General features: G+C 64.4%; 20 protein-coding genes. 16 read left to right on the forward strand and 4 right to left on the reverse strand.

Translation table 11 applies throughout. The features are described 5' to 3' along the window. Position 1: 1 nt before the first annotated feature. Positions 2 to 868 carry a 3-mercaptopyruvate sulfurtransferase gene (gene sseA, locus Q4G22_RS01910; protein WP_303384206.1) on the forward strand — a complete coding sequence of 289 codons (867 nt, stop codon included), beginning with the start codon at positions 2 to 4 and terminating at the stop codon, positions 866 to 868. A 1-nt stretch (position 869) separates the two neighbouring features. Continuing rightward, complete coding sequence (locus Q4G22_RS01915) at positions 870 to 2054, forward strand: amino acid aminotransferase (protein WP_303384207.1); 1185 nt, start codon at positions 870 to 872, stop codon at positions 2052 to 2054. Positions 2055 to 2160: 106 nt separating this feature from the next. Here Q4G22_RS01915 and Q4G22_RS01920 read toward each other — a convergent pair whose 3' ends face one another. Both Q4G22_RS01920 and greA read right to left on the reverse strand, forming a co-directional pair. Continuing rightward, positions 2161 to 3096: a hypothetical protein gene (locus tag Q4G22_RS01920; protein ID WP_303384208.1), complete on the reverse strand. Its 936-nt coding sequence runs from the start codon at positions 3094 to 3096 to the stop codon at positions 2161 to 2163. Then, on the reverse strand, positions 3093 to 3563 hold the full coding sequence (gene greA / locus Q4G22_RS01925; RefSeq protein ID WP_303384209.1) for a transcription elongation factor GreA: 471 nt from the start codon (positions 3561 to 3563) through the stop codon (positions 3093 to 3095). The genes Q4G22_RS01920 and greA overlap by 4 nt, the downstream gene beginning before the upstream one ends. Positions 3564 to 3767: 204 nt before the next feature. Between greA and Q4G22_RS01930 the strand changes: the two genes are divergently transcribed. From Q4G22_RS01930 to Q4G22_RS01985, 12 genes are all read left to right on the forward strand, one after another. Continuing rightward, positions 3768 to 5423, forward strand: coding sequence for an electron transfer flavoprotein-ubiquinone oxidoreductase (locus Q4G22_RS01930; protein ID WP_303384210.1), 1656 nt, complete (start codon positions 3768 to 3770; stop codon positions 5421 to 5423). Between the two features lie 88 nt (positions 5424 to 5511). Then, positions 5512 to 7347: a tetratricopeptide repeat protein gene (locus Q4G22_RS01935; protein WP_303384211.1), complete on the forward strand. Its 1836-nt coding sequence runs from the start codon at positions 5512 to 5514 to the stop codon at positions 7345 to 7347. Beyond that, positions 7347 to 8150: a 4-(cytidine 5'-diphospho)-2-C-methyl-D-erythritol kinase gene (locus Q4G22_RS01940; protein WP_303384212.1), complete on the forward strand. Its 804-nt coding sequence runs from the start codon at positions 7347 to 7349 to the stop codon at positions 8148 to 8150. Before Q4G22_RS01935 ends, Q4G22_RS01940 begins: the two co-directional genes overlap by 1 nt. 31 nt (positions 8151 to 8181) lie before the next feature. Further along, positions 8182 to 8916, forward strand: coding sequence for a pyridoxine 5'-phosphate synthase (locus Q4G22_RS01945; protein ID WP_303384213.1), 735 nt, complete (start codon positions 8182 to 8184; stop codon positions 8914 to 8916). Further along, entirely contained in the window at positions 8913 to 9374 is a 462-nt protein-coding gene (locus Q4G22_RS01950) for a hypothetical protein (protein ID WP_303384214.1), read from the forward strand. Before Q4G22_RS01945 ends, Q4G22_RS01950 begins: the two co-directional genes overlap by 4 nt. An 8-nt stretch (positions 9375 to 9382) precedes the next feature. Then, positions 9383 to 9790, forward strand: coding sequence for a holo-ACP synthase (acpS, locus tag Q4G22_RS01955; RefSeq protein WP_303384215.1), 408 nt, complete (start codon positions 9383 to 9385; stop codon positions 9788 to 9790). Positions 9791 to 9844: 54 nt separating this feature from the next. Beyond that, positions 9845 to 10639: a signal peptidase I gene (gene lepB, locus Q4G22_RS01960; RefSeq protein WP_303384216.1), complete on the forward strand. Its 795-nt coding sequence runs from the start codon at positions 9845 to 9847 to the stop codon at positions 10637 to 10639. After that, positions 10636 to 11319 carry a ribonuclease III gene (gene rnc, locus Q4G22_RS01965; RefSeq protein ID WP_303384217.1) on the forward strand — a complete coding sequence of 228 codons (684 nt, stop codon included), beginning with the start codon at positions 10636 to 10638 and terminating at the stop codon, positions 11317 to 11319. The genes lepB and rnc overlap by 4 nt, the downstream gene beginning before the upstream one ends. Positions 11320 to 11406: 87 nt before the next feature. Next, the gene (era, locus tag Q4G22_RS01970; RefSeq protein WP_303384392.1) at positions 11407 to 12315 is read left to right on the forward strand and encodes a GTPase Era; all 909 of its coding nucleotides are present in this window, start codon (positions 11407 to 11409) and stop codon (positions 12313 to 12315) included. Beyond that, complete coding sequence (locus Q4G22_RS01975) at positions 12308 to 12643, forward strand: DUF1491 family protein (protein ID WP_303384218.1); 336 nt, start codon at positions 12308 to 12310, stop codon at positions 12641 to 12643. The genes era and Q4G22_RS01975 overlap by 8 nt, the downstream gene beginning before the upstream one ends. A 45-nt stretch (positions 12644 to 12688) precedes the next feature. Then, positions 12689 to 13624: an EamA family transporter RarD gene (rarD, locus tag Q4G22_RS01980; RefSeq protein WP_303384219.1), complete on the forward strand. Its 936-nt coding sequence runs from the start codon at positions 12689 to 12691 to the stop codon at positions 13622 to 13624. 143 nt (positions 13625 to 13767) lie between these two features. Then, the gene (locus Q4G22_RS01985) at positions 13768 to 14802 is read left to right on the forward strand and encodes a glycosyltransferase family 2 protein (RefSeq protein ID WP_303384393.1); all 1035 of its coding nucleotides are present in this window, start codon (positions 13768 to 13770) and stop codon (positions 14800 to 14802) included. On the opposite strand, the gene ade is transcribed toward Q4G22_RS01985, so the two are convergent. Beyond that, the gene (gene ade / locus Q4G22_RS01990) at positions 14757 to 16553 is read right to left on the reverse strand and encodes an adenine deaminase (protein WP_303384220.1); all 1797 of its coding nucleotides are present in this window, start codon (positions 16551 to 16553) and stop codon (positions 14757 to 14759) included. The genes Q4G22_RS01985 and ade overlap by 46 nt on opposite strands. A gap of 62 nt (positions 16554 to 16615) precedes the next feature. Between ade and recO the strand changes: the two genes are divergently transcribed. Next, positions 16616 to 17344 carry a DNA repair protein RecO gene (gene recO, locus Q4G22_RS01995; protein WP_303384221.1) on the forward strand — a complete coding sequence of 243 codons (729 nt, stop codon included), beginning with the start codon at positions 16616 to 16618 and terminating at the stop codon, positions 17342 to 17344. Then, the gene (locus tag Q4G22_RS02000; protein WP_303384222.1) at positions 17341 to 17706 is read left to right on the forward strand and encodes a glyoxalase/bleomycin resistance/extradiol dioxygenase family protein; all 366 of its coding nucleotides are present in this window, start codon (positions 17341 to 17343) and stop codon (positions 17704 to 17706) included. Before recO ends, Q4G22_RS02000 begins: the two co-directional genes overlap by 4 nt. Positions 17707 to 17712: 6 nt before the next feature. On the opposite strand, the gene Q4G22_RS02005 is transcribed toward Q4G22_RS02000, so the two are convergent. Beyond that, complete coding sequence (locus Q4G22_RS02005; RefSeq protein ID WP_303384223.1) at positions 17713 to 18123, reverse strand: META domain-containing protein; 411 nt, start codon at positions 18121 to 18123, stop codon at positions 17713 to 17715. Between the last annotated feature and the right edge of the window lie 67 nt (positions 18124 to 18190).

An 18190-nucleotide genomic window follows, 5' to 3' on the forward strand; every position in this document is an offset into this window, starting at 1 on the left:
GATGAGCGATACGGCAAAGGACGATCCGCAGGTTCTGGTTTCAACCGGGTGGCTGGCTGATCACATCAAAGACCCCGATCTGCGCATTATCGACGCCAGCTGGCACATGCCCGCGCTGGGACGCGATGCCCGCGCCGAATACGAACAGGCGCATATCCCCGGCGCGCGCTTTTTCGACATCGACGAGATTGCCGACAAACGCAGCGGCCTGCCGCATATGGCGCCGCAGCCGGAAATGTTCATCAGCCGGATGCGCGCCATGGGCATCGGTGATGGGCATCAGGTGGTGGTCTATGACAATTCCGACGTGCGCAGCGCCGCGCGGGTCTGGTGGACCTTTCGCCTGATGGGCAAGAATGATGTGGCGGTTCTGGACGGCGGTTTCCAGAAATGGCAGGCCGAAGGCCGCGAGGTCGAGGACATGCCCCCGATCCTGCGCGACCGTCACATGACGGTGCAGCGGCAGGCGCATCTGGTGCGCGACGTGACGCAGGTGGCGGCGGCATCCAAGTTGGGCGATTACCAGATCATCGACGCGCGCAGCCCCGAACGCTTTCGCGGCGATGTGCCCGAACCGCGCCCCGGCCTGCGCTCGGGCCATATTCCGGGCGCGCGCAACCTGCCGTTCGGGCAGGTGCTGAACGCCGATGGCACGATGAAATCGCCAGATGAGCTGCGCGCGGCCTTTCAGGCGGCGGGCGTCGATCTGACCCGCCCGGCCATCACCACCTGCGGCAGCGGCATCACCGCCGCCGTGCTGTTGCTGGCGCTGGAACGCGCCGGACACCGCGACCATTCGCTTTATGACGGAAGCTGGACCGAATGGGGCAGCTTTGACGACCTCAAGATCGCAACCGGAGACGCCTGAGATGCTGTCCAATCTGAAAGCCCAAGCCCCTGACAAAATCCTGATGCTGATCGAGGAATTCAAGGCCGATACCCGTCAGGGCAAGATCGACCTGGGTGTTGGCGTCTATAAGGATGCGCAGGGTCTGACCCCGGTCATGCGCGCGGTCAAGGCCGCCGAACAGCAGATCTGGGAAAGTCAGACCACGAAAACCTATACCGGGCTGGCGGGCGAGGCGGATTACCGCAACGCGCTGACCACGATGATTCTGGGCGAGGGTTGGCCCGCCGACCGAGTGGCCAGCGTTGCTTCGGTGGGGGGCACAGGTGCGGTGCGTCAGGCGCTGGAACTGGCGCGGCTGGCGAACCCCGGTGTCACTATCTATGTATCTGACCCGACCTGGCCGAACCACAACTCGATCCTGAAATTCATGGGGCTGCCCTCGGTCGAATACCGTTACTTCGACCCGGAAACCCGTGGCGTCGATTTCGAGGGGATGAAGGCCGATCTGGCCCGCGCCCGCAAGGATGACGTGGTGTTGCTGCACGGTTGCTGCCACAACCCCACCGGCGCCAACCTGACGCTGGATCAATGGGCCGAAGTTGCCGATATTCTGGAAAAGAGCGGCGCCATCCCGTTGATCGACCTGGCCTATCAGGGCTTTGGCGACGGGTTGGAGGAAGACGCGGCAGGCACCCGGCTGATCGTGTCACGCCTGCCGCAGGTGCTGATCGCCGCCTCGTGCAGCAAGAACTTTGGCATCTACCGCGAACGCACCGGCCTGCTGCTGGCGGTCTGCGATAACTCTGTTATCCGCGATCTGACGCAGGGGTCGATGGCCTTTCTGAACCGGCAGAACTTTTCCTTCCCGCCCGATCATGGCGCGCGCATCGTGTCCACCATCCTGACCAGCGACGCCCTGCGCGCCGATTGGGCCGCCGAGCTAGAGGACGTGCGCAAGGGGATGCTGGCCTTGCGCGAACAGCTGGCTGGCGAATTGCGCGACCTGACCGGCTCGGACCGTTTCGATTTCATTGCCCGGCATCGCGGCATGTTCTCGCGGCTTGGGGCCACGCCGGAACAGGTGCAGCGGCTGAAACAGGACGCGGCGATCTATATGGTCGGCGATTCGCGGCTGAACATCGCCGGACTGAACCAGCAAACGGTCCCGGTGCTGGCCCGCGCTATTGTGGACGCCGGGATCTGAGAAAAGGGGCCGGGGGCCGCACAGACGCGCGCCCGGCCCTGTTTGGTCGTTACGTGAAAACGGCGGCGGGCTTGATGTTTGCCCGAATACGCACCGCAGAGGCAGCCTAGCCAAAGATATGCGCCGCGCGCCCCAACAGCATAAAGGCGCGTGCCGAGCGGGTCTGCGCCAGTTCGGCGATGTCGTCATCGCTCATCCCCGAAATCACCCGCGTCAGTGCCAGATCGAAATGCCGCAGAAAATGATGGGCGCTGTCGCGGAAAATCTCGTCGTTTTTCAGCAGGGCAGAGGCGATCTCCAGCGCGGTTTCGTCATGGATGCCGCCAATCGCCGCGACCGCACTGCCACGCGCGCCATCGGCAAAGCGGCGCCATAATTCAGGCGGGGCCGGGTCGGGGCGCAGGCTGTCCATATACAGGTCCGCTTCGGCCAGCAGCGTCACCACATCCTGCGCGGCGCGGATCAGCCGGGCGGTGTCATGGTCGCGCAGCGCGGCGCGAAGGGCGTCGATGGCGCGCAGATCGTCGGGACCATCGGGAAAGTTCAGCGCCAGAATAAGGTCGGTCGTGTCGATAGGCACGGATTCCGGCGCGTCAAAGCGCATTGCGGTCTGACGTGTATCCGCAGGCCGCACCCGCGCGAGGGCGGCGGACGGCGGCGGGGCAGGGGTGACGGGGGCCGCGGCAGCGGGTGTCGCCGTTGCCGCTGGGGCAGGGGGCGTTGCCGGTGCGGTGGCGGGGCGGATCGTATCCCCCCCGGCGGCGCGCATCTGCGCCAGCCTTGCGCGCAGATCATCGGCCTCGGCGCGCAGGGTGGCGATGGACCGCGCCAGCCCGACCGCCAGCCAGATCAGCGCCAGCGGCATCACCACACCGATGGCCGACACCAGCCGCGCCAGACCGCTGGCCGTTCCGTCACCCGCCGGGCCGAACAGCCAGAACACCAGCACCATCAGCAGCCAGACGGCGCTCAGGGCAAAGCCGACGGTCAGCGCGCCGTCGCGCTGACGCAGCAGTTCGATCCTGTCGCGCAACCCGTTCATTCGTAGCGGATCGACAGGATTTCGTAATCTTTCTGCCCGCCCGGCGTCACCACCTCGACGGAATCACCTTCCTCTTTGCCGATCAGGGCACGGGCCAGCGGTGATTTCATGTTCAGCAGACCACGTTCCAGATCGGCCTCGGCCTCGCCGACGATCTGAAAGGTTTTTTCTTCGTCGGTGTCTTGGTCCAGCAATGTCACCTTGGCGCCGAATTTCACCGCCCCCGACAGGCGCGAGGTGTCGATCACCTCGGCCCGCGACAGGATCATTTCCAGTTCCTTGATCCGGCCCTCGATAAAGCTCTGCTTTTCGCGGGCGGCGTGGTATTCGGCGTTTTCAGACAGATCGCCATGTTCGCGCGCTTCGGCGATCTGGCGGATCACCGCCGGGCGATCATTCGCCTTGAGATCGCGCAACTCGTTTTCCAGCGCGTGATGGCCCGCGCGCGTCATCGGTATCTTTTCCATCGCAACCTCTCCGGCTGTGGTGTTAATCGAACGCCCCCGCCAATCTGGTGGCAGGGGCGCAGCTGTTGCGGCAAGCCTGACCCCAAGCGGGGGGGATTTGCAACCCCACCGGACAGGTTCGGCACGATTCTTCCCACCGTCACGATTGCCCTGCGCAGACAGGCGGGTTACTGATTCTGCCGAACAAAGGGGAAGGACGCAGCCATGAGCGACGAGAGCCTCATCGAACGCGAATCGATGGATTATGACGTTGTGATCGTGGGGGGCGGCCCGTCCGGGCTGTCGGCCGCGATCCGGCTGAAACAGATCGACTCTGATCTGAATGTGGTCGTTCTGGAAAAAGGGTCCGAGGTGGGGGCGCATATCCTGTCGGGCGCGGTGCTGGATACGTCCGGCCTTGATCGGCTGATCCCCGACTGGCGCGAAAAGGGCGCGCCGGTCACCACCGAGGTGACGGACGACAATTTCTATATTCTGGGCGAGGCGGGCCAGATCCGTGTGCCGAACTGGCCAATGCCGCCCCTGATGTCGAACCATGGCAAATACATCGTGTCCATGGGCAATGTCTGCCGCTGGTTGGCCGAACAGGCCGAGGCGCTGGGCGTGGAAATCTTCCCCGGCATGGCCGCCAGCCAGGTGGTCTGGGACGGCGACCGTGTGGCGGGCGTGGTCGCGGGCGAATTTGGCCGCAACCCCGACGGCAGCATCGGCGACGGATACGAACCGGGCATGGAGCTGCGCGGCAAATATGTGTTCATCGCCGAGGGTGTGCGCGGCTCGCTGGCCAAGGTCATCATGTCGCGGCTGAACCTGTCAGAAGGGCATGATCCGCAGAAATTCGGCATTGGCATGAAGGAAATCTGGGAGGTCAGTCCCGAGAAATTTCATAAAGGCCGCGTCGTGCATACGATGGGCTGGCCGCTGGGCAAGAATGCGGGCGGTGGCGGCTTTATCTATCACCTTGAGAACAATCAGGTTCTGGTCGGGTTCGTGGTCCATCTGAACTATCAGAACCCGCATCTGTATCCCTATATGGAATTCCAGCGGCTCAAGCATCATCCGATGATCGCTGAACTGTTAGAGGGCGGCAAACGGGTTGCTTATGGCGCCCGCGCGATCAGTGAGGGCGGCTGGCAGTCGATCCCGCGCATCGCCTTTGACGGTGGCGTGCTGCTGGGCTGTTCGGCCGGTCTGGTGAACGTGCCGCGCATCAAGGGCAACCACAACGCCATGCTGTCGGGCATCGCCGCGGCCGAGGCCGCCGCTGCCGCCATTGCCGCCGGGCGCGAAGGGGACCGCCTGACCACCTATGAAGACGAAGTGCGCAGTGGTCCGATCGCCAAGGATCTGAAACGGGTGCGCAACGTCAAGCCGATCTGGTCAAGGCTGGGCCTGTGGGCCAGCCTGGGTCTGGGCGGGTTTGACATGTGGGTGGCCAATATCACCGGCTGGAACCCGCTGGGCACCTGGCGCCATGGCAAAACCGACGCTGCCGCGACCGGCAAGGCAGCCGATTTCCCGGTCATCGACTATCCCCGTCCTGACGGCAAGTTAAGCTTTGACCGCCTGACCAACGTCGCCTTCAGCTTTACCAACCACGAAGAATCGCAGCCCTGTCACCTGCGGCTGCGTGATCCTTCGGTGCCGATTGCGGTGAACCTGCCCGAATATGACGAACCGGCGCAGCGGTATTGCCCGGCGGGCGTGTATGAGGTGATCCGCGATGATTCCGGCCCGCGTTTCGTCATCAACTTTCAGAACTGTGTGCATTGCAAAACCTGCGACATCAAAGACCCGTCGCAGAACATCGACTGGGCGACTCCGCAGGGTGGCGACGGGCCGAACTACCCGAATATGTGATCTGGCCGGGCCGGGGTGGCGTTGCCCGCCGCCCGGCCTGCCATTAGGGTATCGCCGCAGATGCGACACTACCGACAGGACGGATGATTTGACCCGCAGCACCCGCAGACACGCCGCCTTGATCGTAACCCTGATTGCCGCCATGGCGGGCCAGACGGTCGCGGCGCAGGATGATGCCGCCCCGGCAGAAGCCGCCGAACAGGCTGAAACCGCGTCATCGGCCCCGCTGACGCGCGGTCTGGCCGGGCCGTATCTGGCGGGGCGTATGGCGGCGACCGACAATGATTTCCGCGCCGCCGCCGATTATTTCCTGCGCACCGTCTCGCAAGATCCCGGCAATGCTTACCTTGAGGATTCGGCCCTGATCGCGCTGGTGTCTTCGGGGCGGTTCGATCAGGCGGCGACTGTGGCGCACCGCATTGCGGATCAGCAGGAACATCCCTCGGAATTGTCGGGTCTGGTCCGCCGTGCGGATCTGGCGCGGGCGGGCGACTGGCCCGGCCTGATCGCGCTGCTGGATGCCGCCCCGCCGCTGGCGCAGGGTGAGCCTCCGGGCCGGGTTTTGCTGGACGAGATGCTGCGTGGCTGGGCGCAGATGGGGGCCGGACAGGCGACCGAGGCGCTGGCCACGTTCGAAGACCTGACCCGGATTCCCGGTGCGCAGGGGATGGTTAACTATCACCTTGCACTGGCCCGTGCGATGGCTGGTGATTACGAAGGTGCCGCGGATTTGCTGGCCGATCCGCAGACCGGGGCACATATTCTGGGCTTTATCGCCCGCGCGCAGATTCTGGCGCAGCTTGACCGCCACGAAGATGCGATTGACATGCTGGACGCCATTCAGGGCATCGAATCCGAACCGATGCTGCTGGCGCTGCGCGCGCAGCTTGTGACCGGGATGCCCGTGGCCTTTGACGTGATCCGCTCGCCTCAGGACGGGATGGCGCAGGTGTTCCTGACTTTTGGCATGGCGATGGCGCAGGCCCCCGGACCCGACCCTGACCCGCTGGCGCTGATCCATGCCCGGCTGGCAAGCTGGCTGGCCCCGGAACTGGGCGAAGCGCGGCTGATGGTCGCTCAGCTTTTGCAGTCGCAGGGGCAGTTTGATCTGGCTGAACAGGAATTCGATGCGCTGGCCGGGTTGGGTGCGGTGCGCCCTGTGGCCGAACTGGCGCGCATCGACGCGTTGTCCCGCGCCGAACGCAAGGACGAGGCCGAAAAGGCCGCGCTGGCCCTGACTGCCGCTTATCCTGATCTGCCGCAGGCGTGGATCGCACTGGGTGATCTGCTGCGCCAGCAGGCCAAGCACGCCGCCGCTGTGCCCGCCTATGACAAGGCGCTGACACTGCTGGCCGATGCCCCGGACGAAGCGCGCTGGTTCCCGCTTTATGCGCGGGGGATCGCGCTGGAACGGTCAGCCCAGTTCGACCGGGCCGAGGCTGATTTTCTGGCCGCCATCGAGATTCGCCCTGATCAGGCCAGCCTGCTGAATTATCTGGGCTATTCCTGGATTGACCGGAACATGAACCTGGAACGCGGGCTGGACATGATTAAGCAGGCCGTCGAACTGGCGCCGAATGACGGTTATATTCAGGATTCGCTGGCATGGGCCTATTACCGACTGGGCCGTTATGACGAAGCGGTTGCGCCGATGGAAAACGCCGCGCGCAGCATGTCGAATGATCCGCTGATTAACGATCACCTTGGCGACATCTACTGGATGGTCGGGCGCAAACGCGAGGCCGAAATCCAATGGCGCCGGGCCTTGTCCTTGCTGGGCAGCGGTGCCCAGACCGAGGAAGACATGGACCCTGACCGCCTGCGCGCCAAGCTGGATCGTGGGCTGGATGCGGTGCTGGCTGATGAACCGGCGGGCAACGGTGGTGCGCGGTCCCCCGCAGGCGACGCCGATCCACAGCCGTAATGCCAACCGAACCCGCGCCAGCCAAGCTGAACCTGACGCTGCATGTCACCGGGCGGCGTCAGGACGGCTATCATCTGCTGGATTCGCTGGTGGTGTTTGGCGATGTGGGCGATGTGATCGACCTGTCGCCCGGCCCGCTGTCGCTGACCATCGACGGCCCCTTTGCTGCGGGGTTGAGCGCGGGCGATGACAACCTGTGCCTGCACGCGGCCCGCGCCATCGGCGGGCAGGCGGCGATCCGGCTGACCAAGAACCTGCCGGTCGCCAGCGGCATCGGCGGTGGCTCGGCCGATGCGGCGGCGGTGCTGCGCGGCTTTGCCCGGCAGGGGCTGGCGCTGCCCGATGCGCTGGAACGGTTGGGCGCGGATGTGCCGGTTTGTCTGGCCGGTCGCCCCGCCCGGATGCGCGGCGTGGGCGAGGTGCTGGACCCGGTTCCCGCCATTCCGCCCGTGCCGGTGGTGTTGGTCAATCCGGGGGTGGCGGTGGCAACCCCTGCTGTCTTTGCCGCGCTGGATCGCCGCGACAACCCGCCCATGCCGGTGCCGGAATGGCGCGATGCCGATGGGCTGATCCGCTTTGCCGCGGCCTGCCGCAACGATCTGCAAGCGCCCGCGCGGCGTCTGGTTCCGGCGATCGGCGATGTGCTGGATGCGCTGGCGGCAACGGGGGCACGACTGGCGCGCATGTCGGGGTCGGGGGCCACCTGCTTTGGTCTGTTCGACACGCCGGCGCAGGCGCGGGCGGCGGCGGATGCGCTGCGCCGCCCCGGCTGGTGGGTGGCGCAGACCGAACTTCACGGCTAATCTGCCCGCAGATCAGGGAAAAGGTAATCTTATGCTGCGTCTTGGCGTCAATATCGACCACGTTGCCACGATCCGCAATGCGCGCGGCACACCTTGGCCTGACCCCTTGCGGGCCGCAAGGCTGGCCGAACAGGCGGGCGCGGATGGCATCACCGCCCATCTGCGCGAGGATCGCCGCCACATCACCGATGCCGATATTGACGCGCTGATGCGAGAACTGCGCCTGCCGCTGAACCTGGAAATGGCGGCGACGGCGGAAATGCAGGCCATTGCGCTGCGCCACCGCCCTCATGCCGTCTGCATCGTTCCCGAAAAGCGTGAGGAGCGCACGACCGAGGGCGGGCTTGACGTGGCCGGGCAGGAATCGCGCATGGCCGATTTCATCGCACCGCTGCGGGATGCGGGCTGCCGGATGTCGCTGTTCATCGGGCATGAACCGGCGCAAATTCAGGCGGCGGCCCGGATTGGCGCGGCAGTGGTGGAACTGCACACCGGCGCTTATTGCGACTTTGACACCGAGGGGCGGCTGGCCGAACGCGACGCTGAACTGACCGGCCTGCGCGAAGGCGCGGAACTGGCCGCATCGCTGGGGCTAGAGGTTCACGCAGGCCACGGCCTGACCTTTGCCACCGTCGGGCCCATCGCCGCGATCCCGCAGATTGCGGAACTGAACATCGGCCATTTCCTGATCGCGGAATCGGTGTTCATCGGGCTGGACGCGGCGATCCGCGAGATGCGCCGCTGTATGGAGGAGGCGCGCCTATGATCCGTTTCGCTGTGGTCTTGACCCTGACCGCCGCCCCCGCCGCCGCGCAAGCCGTTAACCCCTGCGGCGACTGGACGCGGGCCGATTCGATTGCCGAACCCTGGGAACAGATGTCCGCCAGCTATGCCAATGGCGAGGTGCGGCTGGCGCAGATTGACAGCATCGAACCGGCGGCGGCCTCGGTGCATCTGCTGATCCTGTCACCGCCCTATGACGAGGCGCAGGCCCGGCAGTGCCGCGTCGTGTCGCTGCACGAGGCGGTGCGGGGCGGCTGGCCCTCGGGCTTTTACGCACTGGATTTTCCGGCGCGCACCGCGACCTATGACCCGGCCAAAGGGCTGGTGGTGACGATGCCGGCGGAAACCTTTGTGCCGGAAACCGGCGGTGGCGCCCCGGCGACGCTGACCGTCACGATCAATCAGGCGAGCGGGCAGATTACCGCGCGGCTGGTCGAGTAAGTCCGGCCATGATCCTCGGTATCGGCACTGACCTGTGCAACATCGACCGCATCGCTGCTGTGCTGGGCCGTCACGGTGATCGGTTCCGCAACCGCGTGTTCACCGAACGCGAACTGGCCCGTGCGCGGTCGCGCCCGCACGAGGCCGCGACGCTGGCGAAACGTTGGGCGGCGAAAGAGGCGTGCTCCAAGGCGCTTGGCACCGGGCTGCGTATGGGAATCGCGTGGCGGGATATGGCGGTTGGCAATCTGGATACCGGACAGCCGGTCATGGCGTTGACCGGATGGGCGGCGCAGCGGCTGGCCGATATGACCCCGCCCGGCCACCGGGCCGTGGTTCACGTTACCCTGACCGACGATCACCCCTGGGCGCAGGCTTTCGTCGTGATCGAGGCGCTGCCGTTGCCCGGCGCTTGACTTTGCCCGCCCCGCCGCCCCATGACGGTTGCGAACCGGAAAGGACCGCAGCACATGGTAGACCGCAGCACCGCCCGCAAAGAGGGCGGCATCATCGAAACGATCCGCACCATCTTTTGGGCGCTGGTAATCGCCGGGATCTTTCGCACGCTGTTCTTTCAGCCGTTCTGGATTCCCTCGGGCAGCATGAAAGACACGCTGCTGATCGGGGATTTCCTGTTTGTGAACAAGATGGCCTACGGCTATTCTCGGCATTCTTGCCCGTTCAGCATGTGCCCGATTTCCGGTCGGATTCTGGCCAGCGAACCTGTGCGCGGCGATGTGGTGGTGTTCCGGCATCCGACGCGTAACGTCGATTTCATCAAGCGGCTGATCGGGATGCCCGGCGATACCGTGCAGATGCGCGGCGGGCGGCTGTTCATCAACGGGCAAGAGGTGCCGCAGGTGCCCGACGGCATATTCTCGGAACCCAAAGAGCCGCAGGGGCCGCAGCGTCTGGTGCCTGCCTGCGCCAATGATCCCGTGCCGCCGGGCGGGGTCTGCGAATATCCGCGCTTTACCGAAACCCTGCCCAATGGCGTGTCCTATGATGTGCTGAACATCCGTGACGGCTGGATCGCCGATGATACGCCGGTCTTTACCGTCCCCGAAGGGCAGTATTTCTTTATGGGCGACAACCGCGACAATTCCGAGGATTCGCGTTTTGGCGCCATCACCGGCGGTCTGGGCTTTGTTCCAGCTGAATATCTGATCGGTCGTGCCGACCGGATCATGTTTTCGTCCGCGGGGAACTCGCTGCTGTATTTCTGGACCTGGCGGGCGGATCGTTTCTTCAAGGCGGTGCATTGAAGGTCGCGGCTGACACACGGGCCTTTATGGCGCGGCTGGGGCATGATTTTTCCCGGCCCGAATTGCTGGCACGTGCGCTGACGCATGGGTCCATTTCCAGCGTCAGCCGCCCCGATAACCAGCGGCTGGAATTTCTGGGCGACCGGGTGCTGGGGCTGGTGATCGCGGAAACGCTGATCGCCGCCGACCGTCAGGCCAGCGAGGGCCAGCTTGCGCCGCGCCTGAATGCGCTGGTGCGCGGCGAAACCTGCGCCGAGATTGCCCGCCAGATCGGTCTTGGCGATGTGTTAAAGCTGGGCCGGTCGGAACAGCTGTCGGGCGGACGGCGCAAAGATGCCTTGCTGGCCGACGCGATGGAGGCGGTGCTGGCCGCTGTTTATCTGGATGCGGGGCTGGATGCGGCGCGCGACGTGATCCTGACGCTGTGGGCGGAACGGCTGGCGAATGTGGCGGCGGATGCCCGCGATGCCAAGACCGCCTTGCAGGAATGGGCGCAGGCGCAAGGAATGCCGCCGCCGGTTTATGAGCAAACCGGGCGCGAGGGGCCGGACCACGCGCCGGTGTTTCAGGTGACGGTGCGGCTGGCGGATGGTCGCAGTGCCGAGGCGTCGGGCAGCGGCGCCAAGCGCGGGGTCGAGCAGGCGGCGGCGGCGGTTCTGCTGGCGCAGGTGTCGGGTTAGGCGGCGGCGTTGCTGCCGGGGGGTTTTGCACCCCCCGGACCCCCGCAGGATATTTAGAAACGAAAGACGGGCAGGATGGCTGAGAATATGGAAACGCGCGCGGGTTTCGTCGCCCTGATCGGCGAGCCGAATGCGGGAAAATCGACATTGCTGAACCGGATGGTCGGGGCCAAGGTCTCGATCGTGACCCACAAGGTTCAGACCACACGCGCGCGCATCCGTGGCATCGCCATCGAGGGGCGCGCGCAGATCGTGTTCGTGGATACGCCGGGGATTTTCCGGCCACGGCGGCGGCTGGATCGGTCGATGGTTGCGGCGGCCTGGGGTGGGACAGATGATGCCGATGTCGTTTGCCTGCTGATCGAGGCGCATCGTGGTCTGACCGACGGGGTCGAGCGGATTCTGGATGCGCTGATGGAACGCGGCAAGGGTCGCACCGTTGCGCTGGTCATCAACAAGATCGACCGGGTCAAGGCCGAGGCGCTGTTGGCTTTGGCGGACAAGATGAATGCGGCTTTTCCCTTTACTCGCACCTTTATGGTGTCGGCGGAACGTGGGCATGGCTGTGACGATCTGCGCGAATGGCTGGCCGAACAGATGCCGGCGGGGCCGTGGCTTTACCCCGAGGATCAGATCGCCGATCTGCCCATGCGCATGATCGCCGCCGAAATGACCCGCGAAAAGCTGACCCTGCGTCTGCACGAGGAAATTCCCTATCAATTGACGGTCGAGACCGAAGCCTGGGAAGAGCGGCAGGACGGGTCGGCCCGTGTCGATCAGGTGATCTATGTCGCCCGTCCCGGTCACAAGGGGATTGTGCTGGGCAAGGGCGGCGAGACGATCAAGGCCGTCAGTCAGGCTGCCCGCGCCGAGCTGGAGGAGTTCATGGGCCGACGCGTTCATCTGTTCCTTCAGGTCCGGGTGCGCGAAAACTGGCTGGACGAGGCCGAGCGGTATTCCGAAATGGGGCTGGATTTCCGCGACGGCGATGGCTGAGGCGCGGCTGGCATCCGGCCTGTGGGTGTCGGCCTATCTGGCGCGGCTGGGGCAGGCGCATATCCCGGCCTATGTGCTGGCACGCGGTGACGGCACGGCGGGGGCGGTTCTGGTGAAATGCGCCCGGCTGGACGGCAGCGCCGATCTGTGGGCGCGCGAATATGATCTGGACAGCGGCGCGCGCATCTGGTCGCAGATCGCCGGTGGCCCGGAACGCGATGTGGATGCCGCCATCGCCCGCCAGCGCGGTTTTGACCCCGACCTGTGGGTGATCGAGATCGAAAGTCGCGATGGCACGACTTTGCTGGATCATGATGGGCTGGGCTGAGTTTTGGCCATGGCACCTGCCACACCCTGCCGCTAGCGTGCCGGAATGAGCACTGCCCTTGACCAAAGCGATTCCCCTTCGGGGCTGACCCTTGCGGTCGGCACCTATGTCTTTTGGGGGTTTCTGCCGCTGTTCATGAAACAGTTGGCCCATATCCCCCCGGCCGAGGTGATCGCGCATCGGATCATCTGGTCGCTGCCGATTGCGCTGGCCGTGCTGCTGGCGCAGCGCAAGGGGGCACATGTCTGGCAGGCGCTGCGCAACCCGCGGCTGCTGGCGATGGCGGCGATTTGTGCGACGCTGATCTCGGTGAACTGGCTGATCTATGTCTGGTCGATTGCCAATGACCGCGCGATCGAGGCCGCCCTTGGCTATTACATCAACCCGCTGTTCAGCGTTTTTCTGGGCGCCACCCTGTTGGGCGAGCGGCTGAACCGGATGCAGATTGTGGCCATTGTGCTGGCGGCGGCGGCGGTTCTGGTGCTGACGGTTTCGGCGGGGCGTCTGCCCTTGGTTGCATTGGGGCTGACCTTCAGTTGGGGTTTTTACGCCTATTTCAAGCGTCGCCTGCCGCTTGGCCCCAATCAGGGCTTTACGATGGAGGTCTTGCTGCTGTTGCCGCTGGCCTTGGGCTATGTGATCTGGCTGACGGGGCAGGGGCAGGCGCATTTTGCTACGACCGGCTGGCATGATACGCTGTTCCTGCTGGGCTGCGGCCCGGTGACGGCGATTCCGCTGTTGATGTATGCCAATGCGGCCAAACAGGTGCGCCTGTCCACGATGGGCGTTCTGCAATATATCGCACCGACGATGATCTTTCTGACGGCTGTCTTTGTCTTTGGCGAAACCTTCCGCGGCGCGCAGATGATTGCCTTTCCGATGATCTGGGCCTCGCTGGTGATCTATTCCGTTGTGCTGGTCCGGCAGGCGGGGGCACGGCGGCGGATGCAGCGGCAAAGCCCCACCAGGCGGATGCAGTAAGCGGGTGGCTTTCCTGCGGGGCGACATCCGTCTATAGTCCGGCGCGTTAAGCAGGTCGCCGTCGCGCTGTCATGTTCCGGCGGAATATTACGTTTGATAGAAGGTAAAACTGAATGTCCATATTCGGGGATGTTTATCGCGCCATGGTCGAGGCGCGCCGCCGCCACCACGTGCGCAAGACCTTTCGTCATATATCTGGCCCAAAACAGGTTACGCTGGGTGAAGACCAGATTGGTCTTGTTCTTCTGGGGCGTAATAACGCCTATTTTCTTGAAGAATGCGTTCGGCACCATCGCCAGATGGGGGTTGATCATGTGGTTTATGTGGATAACGGATCGACTGATGGTTCCGTCGAGATCGCATCATCCCTGCCGAATACCACGGTTGTGACCTGTTCCGCCTCTTTTCGCGACAATCAGAAATATATCCGGCGACTGGCCGTGACGGATTATCTGAAAGGTGGTTGGCGGCTGGCGATAGATTGTGACGAAATTTTTGATTATCCGCATTCCGACAAGGTTTCACTGAAAGATCTGGTCAAGCGGCTGGATGCGGGCGGATATACCGGGATGATTTCCTATATGCTGGAAATGGTTCCATCAGATCCGGTCAAGAATTACGATGAAACGGTGTCGTTCTCGCAGGTGCGGAAGGAATTTTCCGGCTATAGCCTCGACGGCATCGAAAGCTTTGACTATACGTCCGCTGACGCGCCCTTGGCGTATTTCCTGCAACAGAACCAGATTGCCGGAGGCGGTGTGCCAATCCTGTTTGGCGGCATCAGAAGGCTGGTATTCAATGAAAATTGTTGCCTGATAAAGCATCCGTTGTTCAAGATGTCGCGCCATGTCGATCCGATGGTCCATCCGCATGTGACGACCGGTCTGCGCTGCCCCAGTTTCACCGGGGTTCTGTATCACTATAAATTCGCCGGTGGTGTGGTTCAGCGCGAACAAAAGCTGATCGAACAAAAACGGCTGAGCCATAACGAAGCCGAAAGCCGCGCCAGGGTCTTTGCCGATAACAGCGATTTCAGTTTTCAGCCGTTTATTTCCGGGCATAATCCTGATCCGACGGTCATGCTGGAACAGGGTATCGTAAACGGGTGCCCCGAGGCTGAAAAGCTGATCGGTTATCCCCTTCCCGGCATGTCCGAGACCAGCAGATCCACAAGCTGAAACCGCGTTACATCGACGATGCCCTTGTCGGAAATACGCAGGTCCGGGATCACCACCAGCGCCAGCAGTGAATGCTGCATGAAGGCGTTGTTCAGCGTGCAGCCGCAGTCCTTCATTGCGGCTGTCAGGGCCTGTGCCGCGGTCGCCACCTGATCCGCTGGCGCATCCGACATCAGCCCGGCAATCGGCAGCGGCACGGTTGCCAGTTCCGCACCGTCGCGCCAGATCGTGACACCGCCTTGCAGATCGGCCAGATGCGTCACGGCTGCCGCCATCGTCTCGCGGCAGGTGCCGGCGACGATGATGTGATGACTGTCATGCGCCACGGTCGAGGCCAGCGCCATCCGCCCCTGCCAGCCAAAGCCCGAGACAAAGCCGTTCGTCACGCCTCCGGTGCCATGGTGTCGTTCGACAAGCGACAGGCAGGCCACATCGCCCTTTGGTTCGATCACGCCGTCCCTGACCGGCAGATCCAGCGTCAGCGCGCGCGTGGGCGCTTGATTTTCGACAACGCCGATCACGCGAACCCGCGCGCTGTTCCCTTTTGCGTAGGCGGCGAAATCGGCGGCGGTCAGGGCGCGCCCCAGCCGCACCGATTGCCGCGCCGCATCAGGCCAGTCGATGCGCGGGCAATCGACCAGCAGCGCGCCATCCTGCGCGACCACTTGGCCTTGCGCGATCACCAGTTCCACCGGCAGGGTTGTCAGATCGCTGGACAGGATCACATCCGCCCGCCGCCCCGGTGTGATCGAGCCGATCTCTTGCGCCAGCCCGAAATGCGTGGCCGGGTTGATCGTCGCCATCTGAATCGCGATCAGCGGATCGCAGCCACAATTGATTGCGTGGCGCACCACCCGGTTCATATGTCCGTCATGCACCAGGGTGCCAGAATGGCTGTCATCGGTGCAAAGGATGAATCCACGCGGATCAAGGCCGCGCTCGGTTATCGCGGTGATCTGCGACTGCACATCATACCACGCCGACCCCAGCCGCATCATACAGGCCATGCCTTGCCGGACGCGCGCGATCCCCTGCGCCTCGGTCGTGGTTTCGTGGTCGTCCTGCGCCCCACCCGCGACATAGGCGGCAAAGGGGCGGCCCAGATCGGGGCTGGCGTAATGCCCGCCGACCACCTTACCCGCCGCCCGCGTCGCGGCAATTTCGGCCAGCATCTGCGGATCGCCCGCAGCCACGGCGGGAAAGTTCATCATCTCGCCCAGGCCCACGATCCCGTCCCAGCCCATGGCCTGCGCCACATCGCCTTCGGTGATCGGCTGGCCGGTGGTTTCCAACGCCGGGGCCGAGGGGGCGCAACTGGGCATCTGGGTAAAGATGCTGATCGGCTGGATCACGCTTTCATCGCGCATCAGCCGCACGCCCTTGGGGCCAAGCACATTGGCGATTTCATGCGGGTCGTGGAAAATGCTGGTGGTGCCATGCGGGATGACGGCGGCGGCGAAACCGGCAGGCGTCAGCATCCCCGATTCGATGTGCATATGCGCATCAATCAGGCCCGGCACCATGAAACGCCCGGCGGCATCAATCACTTGCGTATCCGGCCCGATATTTTCCGACGCATCGGGCAGCACGCAGGCGATGCGCCCGTCGGCGATGGCGACATCCTGGCCCTCGACCACCTCGCGCGTGTGGACGTTGGCCCATCGCCCGCCCCGGATCACCAGATCGGCGGGTGCGCGCCCCGCCGCCACCTCGACCAGCCGCGCCTGCGCTTGGAGCCATGGTTTCAGCATCGCGCCCTCCTTTTCGTTCCGTGCAGGATGGTGCAGGCTGCGGCGAAAGGAAAGGGCAGCGGATGGAGTGGCAGGCCGAAGGCACCGTGATCGCGCGCCGGATGCACGGCGAAACGGCTGCCATCATCGAGGTGATGACCGCCGAATATGGCCGCCATGCCGGACTGGTGCCGGGCGGGGCCTCGTCGCGCCGGGCGGCGCTGTTGCAGCCGGGGTCGCGGCTGGCGCTGCGCTGGCGGGCACGGCAGGCGGATGCTTTGGGTCATTTCGCGGCGCAGCCGGTGCGCGCGCGGGCCGGGCTGCTGTCTGATCCGCTGGGGCTGGCCGGGCTGAATGCGGTCTGCGCGCTGCTGTCTTTTGCGCTGCCAGAACGTGACCCGCACCCGCACCTGGCGTTGATGACCGAAACCTTGCTGGATCAGATGGACAGCGGCGGGGATTGGGCGCAGGATTACCTGATCTGGGAAATGCGCCTGCTGGACGAGATGGGCTTTGGCCTTGACCTGAGCAGCTGCGCCGTGACCGGCGTGCCCGAGGGGCTGGCCTATGTCAGCCCGAAATCAGGCCGCGCGGTCAGCCGGGCCGGGGCAGGGGAATGGGCTGACCGCCTGCTGCCACTGCCCGCGATCATGGGCGGTGCGGGCGACAATCGCGGCAATGGTCTGGCCGAGGGGCTGGCCATCACCGGGCATTTTCTGGATTCGCGGCTGGCGGGCGAACTGGTCGGCCGCCCCTTGCCCGCCGCCAGGGACCGGCTGGTGCTGCGCCTGATCCGAAAGGAAAAAGAATGAGCTATAAACCACAGGGTTATACCGATCTCGCCCCCTATCTGCTGGTGTCTGACGCGAATGCGGTGCTGAGTTTTTGCGAGACCGTGTTCGGCGCGACCCGGCTGCGGATTATCCACCGCGAAGAGGGCGGCGTCATGCACGCTGAATGCCGCATCGGCGATACCGTGCTGATGATGGGCGAGGCCGAGGCGCCGCCCGTCATGCTGCATCTTTACCTGCCCGATCCTGACGCGGCGATGGAACGCGCCGCCGCCGCAGGGGCCGAGATCATCCAGCCGATTGCCGAAAAAGGCGACGGCGACCGCAGGGGAGGCTTTCGCGCCCCCGACGGCACAGAATGGTTTGTCTCAAGGCAGGTTTAGCCGCGCTTATTGCGCCAGCGTCCCGGCCTCGTATGTGATCCAGACCGGACCTTTGACCACCAGAACGCCGCCGTTGTATTCGGCGCTGCTTGCCTGTTGCAGCGCCGAGAAATAACGGCTTTCCATCGCGGAATCACGGCAGGTCGATTGCCCGGCCTGGAACGCGGTGATCTGAATCGCCGGCAGCGTGGCGGCATTGGTGGCGACAAAGGTATTGCACGGACCTTGCCCGGTGATCTGGCCGGGGGCCAAATTCAGCGTGGCATTCCGGGTTGGAACGGCGTCGCGGCCCAGACCGACGATGTAATAGGGGCCAAGCGGAACCCCACCTTCCTGTGTGGCCGGCGTTTTCGGCGTGGGCGTGCAAGCGGCCAAGGCGGCAGCGGCTGTCATGGCAAGGGCAACGGGACGGAACATGCTGGCGTCTCCTCAGGGCATTTGAGTTGTCATAAATCCGGCAACCCCCTAGCCCGGATTTCAGTTC

Origin of the sequence: Paracoccus sp. (in: a-proteobacteria) (assembly GCF_030538655.1) — a bacterium.
Taxonomy (GTDB): Bacteria; Pseudomonadota; Alphaproteobacteria; order Rhodobacterales; family Rhodobacteraceae; genus Paracoccus.

Bases quoted from the DNA above. Each gene is read 5' to 3' on its own strand.
- sseA (WP_303384206.1), top strand. From the start codon at position 2: ATGAGCGATACGGCAAAGGACGATCCGCAGGTTCTGGTTTCAACCGGG.
- Q4G22_RS01915 (WP_303384207.1), top strand. From the start codon at position 870: ATGCTGTCCAATCTGAAAGCCCAAGCCCCTGACAAAATCCTGATGCTG.
- Q4G22_RS01920 (WP_303384208.1), bottom strand. From the start codon at position 3,096: ATGAACGGGTTGCGCGACAGGATCGAACTGCTGCGTCAGCGCGACGGC.
- greA (WP_303384209.1), bottom strand. From the start codon at position 3,563: ATGGAAAAGATACCGATGACGCGCGCGGGCCATCACGCGCTGGAAAAC.
- Q4G22_RS01930 (WP_303384210.1), top strand. From the start codon at position 3,768: ATGAGCGACGAGAGCCTCATCGAACGCGAATCGATGGATTATGACGTT.
- Q4G22_RS01940 (WP_303384212.1), top strand. From the start codon at position 7,347: ATGCCAACCGAACCCGCGCCAGCCAAGCTGAACCTGACGCTGCATGTC.
- Q4G22_RS01945 (WP_303384213.1), top strand. From the start codon at position 8,182: ATGCTGCGTCTTGGCGTCAATATCGACCACGTTGCCACGATCCGCAAT.
- Q4G22_RS01950 (WP_303384214.1), top strand. From the start codon at position 8,913: ATGATCCGTTTCGCTGTGGTCTTGACCCTGACCGCCGCCCCCGCCGCC.
- acpS (WP_303384215.1), top strand. From the start codon at position 9,383: ATGATCCTCGGTATCGGCACTGACCTGTGCAACATCGACCGCATCGCT.
- lepB (WP_303384216.1), top strand. From the start codon at position 9,845: ATGGTAGACCGCAGCACCGCCCGCAAAGAGGGCGGCATCATCGAAACG.
- era (WP_303384392.1), top strand. From the start codon at position 11,407: ATGGAAACGCGCGCGGGTTTCGTCGCCCTGATCGGCGAGCCGAATGCG.
- Q4G22_RS01975 (WP_303384218.1), top strand. From the start codon at position 12,308: ATGGCTGAGGCGCGGCTGGCATCCGGCCTGTGGGTGTCGGCCTATCTG.
- rarD (WP_303384219.1), top strand. From the start codon at position 12,689: ATGAGCACTGCCCTTGACCAAAGCGATTCCCCTTCGGGGCTGACCCTT.
- Q4G22_RS01985 (WP_303384393.1), top strand. From the start codon at position 13,768: ATGGTCGAGGCGCGCCGCCGCCACCACGTGCGCAAGACCTTTCGTCAT.
- ade (WP_303384220.1), bottom strand. From the start codon at position 16,553: ATGCTGAAACCATGGCTCCAAGCGCAGGCGCGGCTGGTCGAGGTGGCG.
- recO (WP_303384221.1), top strand. From the start codon at position 16,616: ATGGAGTGGCAGGCCGAAGGCACCGTGATCGCGCGCCGGATGCACGGC.
- Q4G22_RS02000 (WP_303384222.1), top strand. From the start codon at position 17,341: ATGAGCTATAAACCACAGGGTTATACCGATCTCGCCCCCTATCTGCTG.
- Q4G22_RS02005 (WP_303384223.1), bottom strand. From the start codon at position 18,123: ATGTTCCGTCCCGTTGCCCTTGCCATGACAGCCGCTGCCGCCTTGGCC.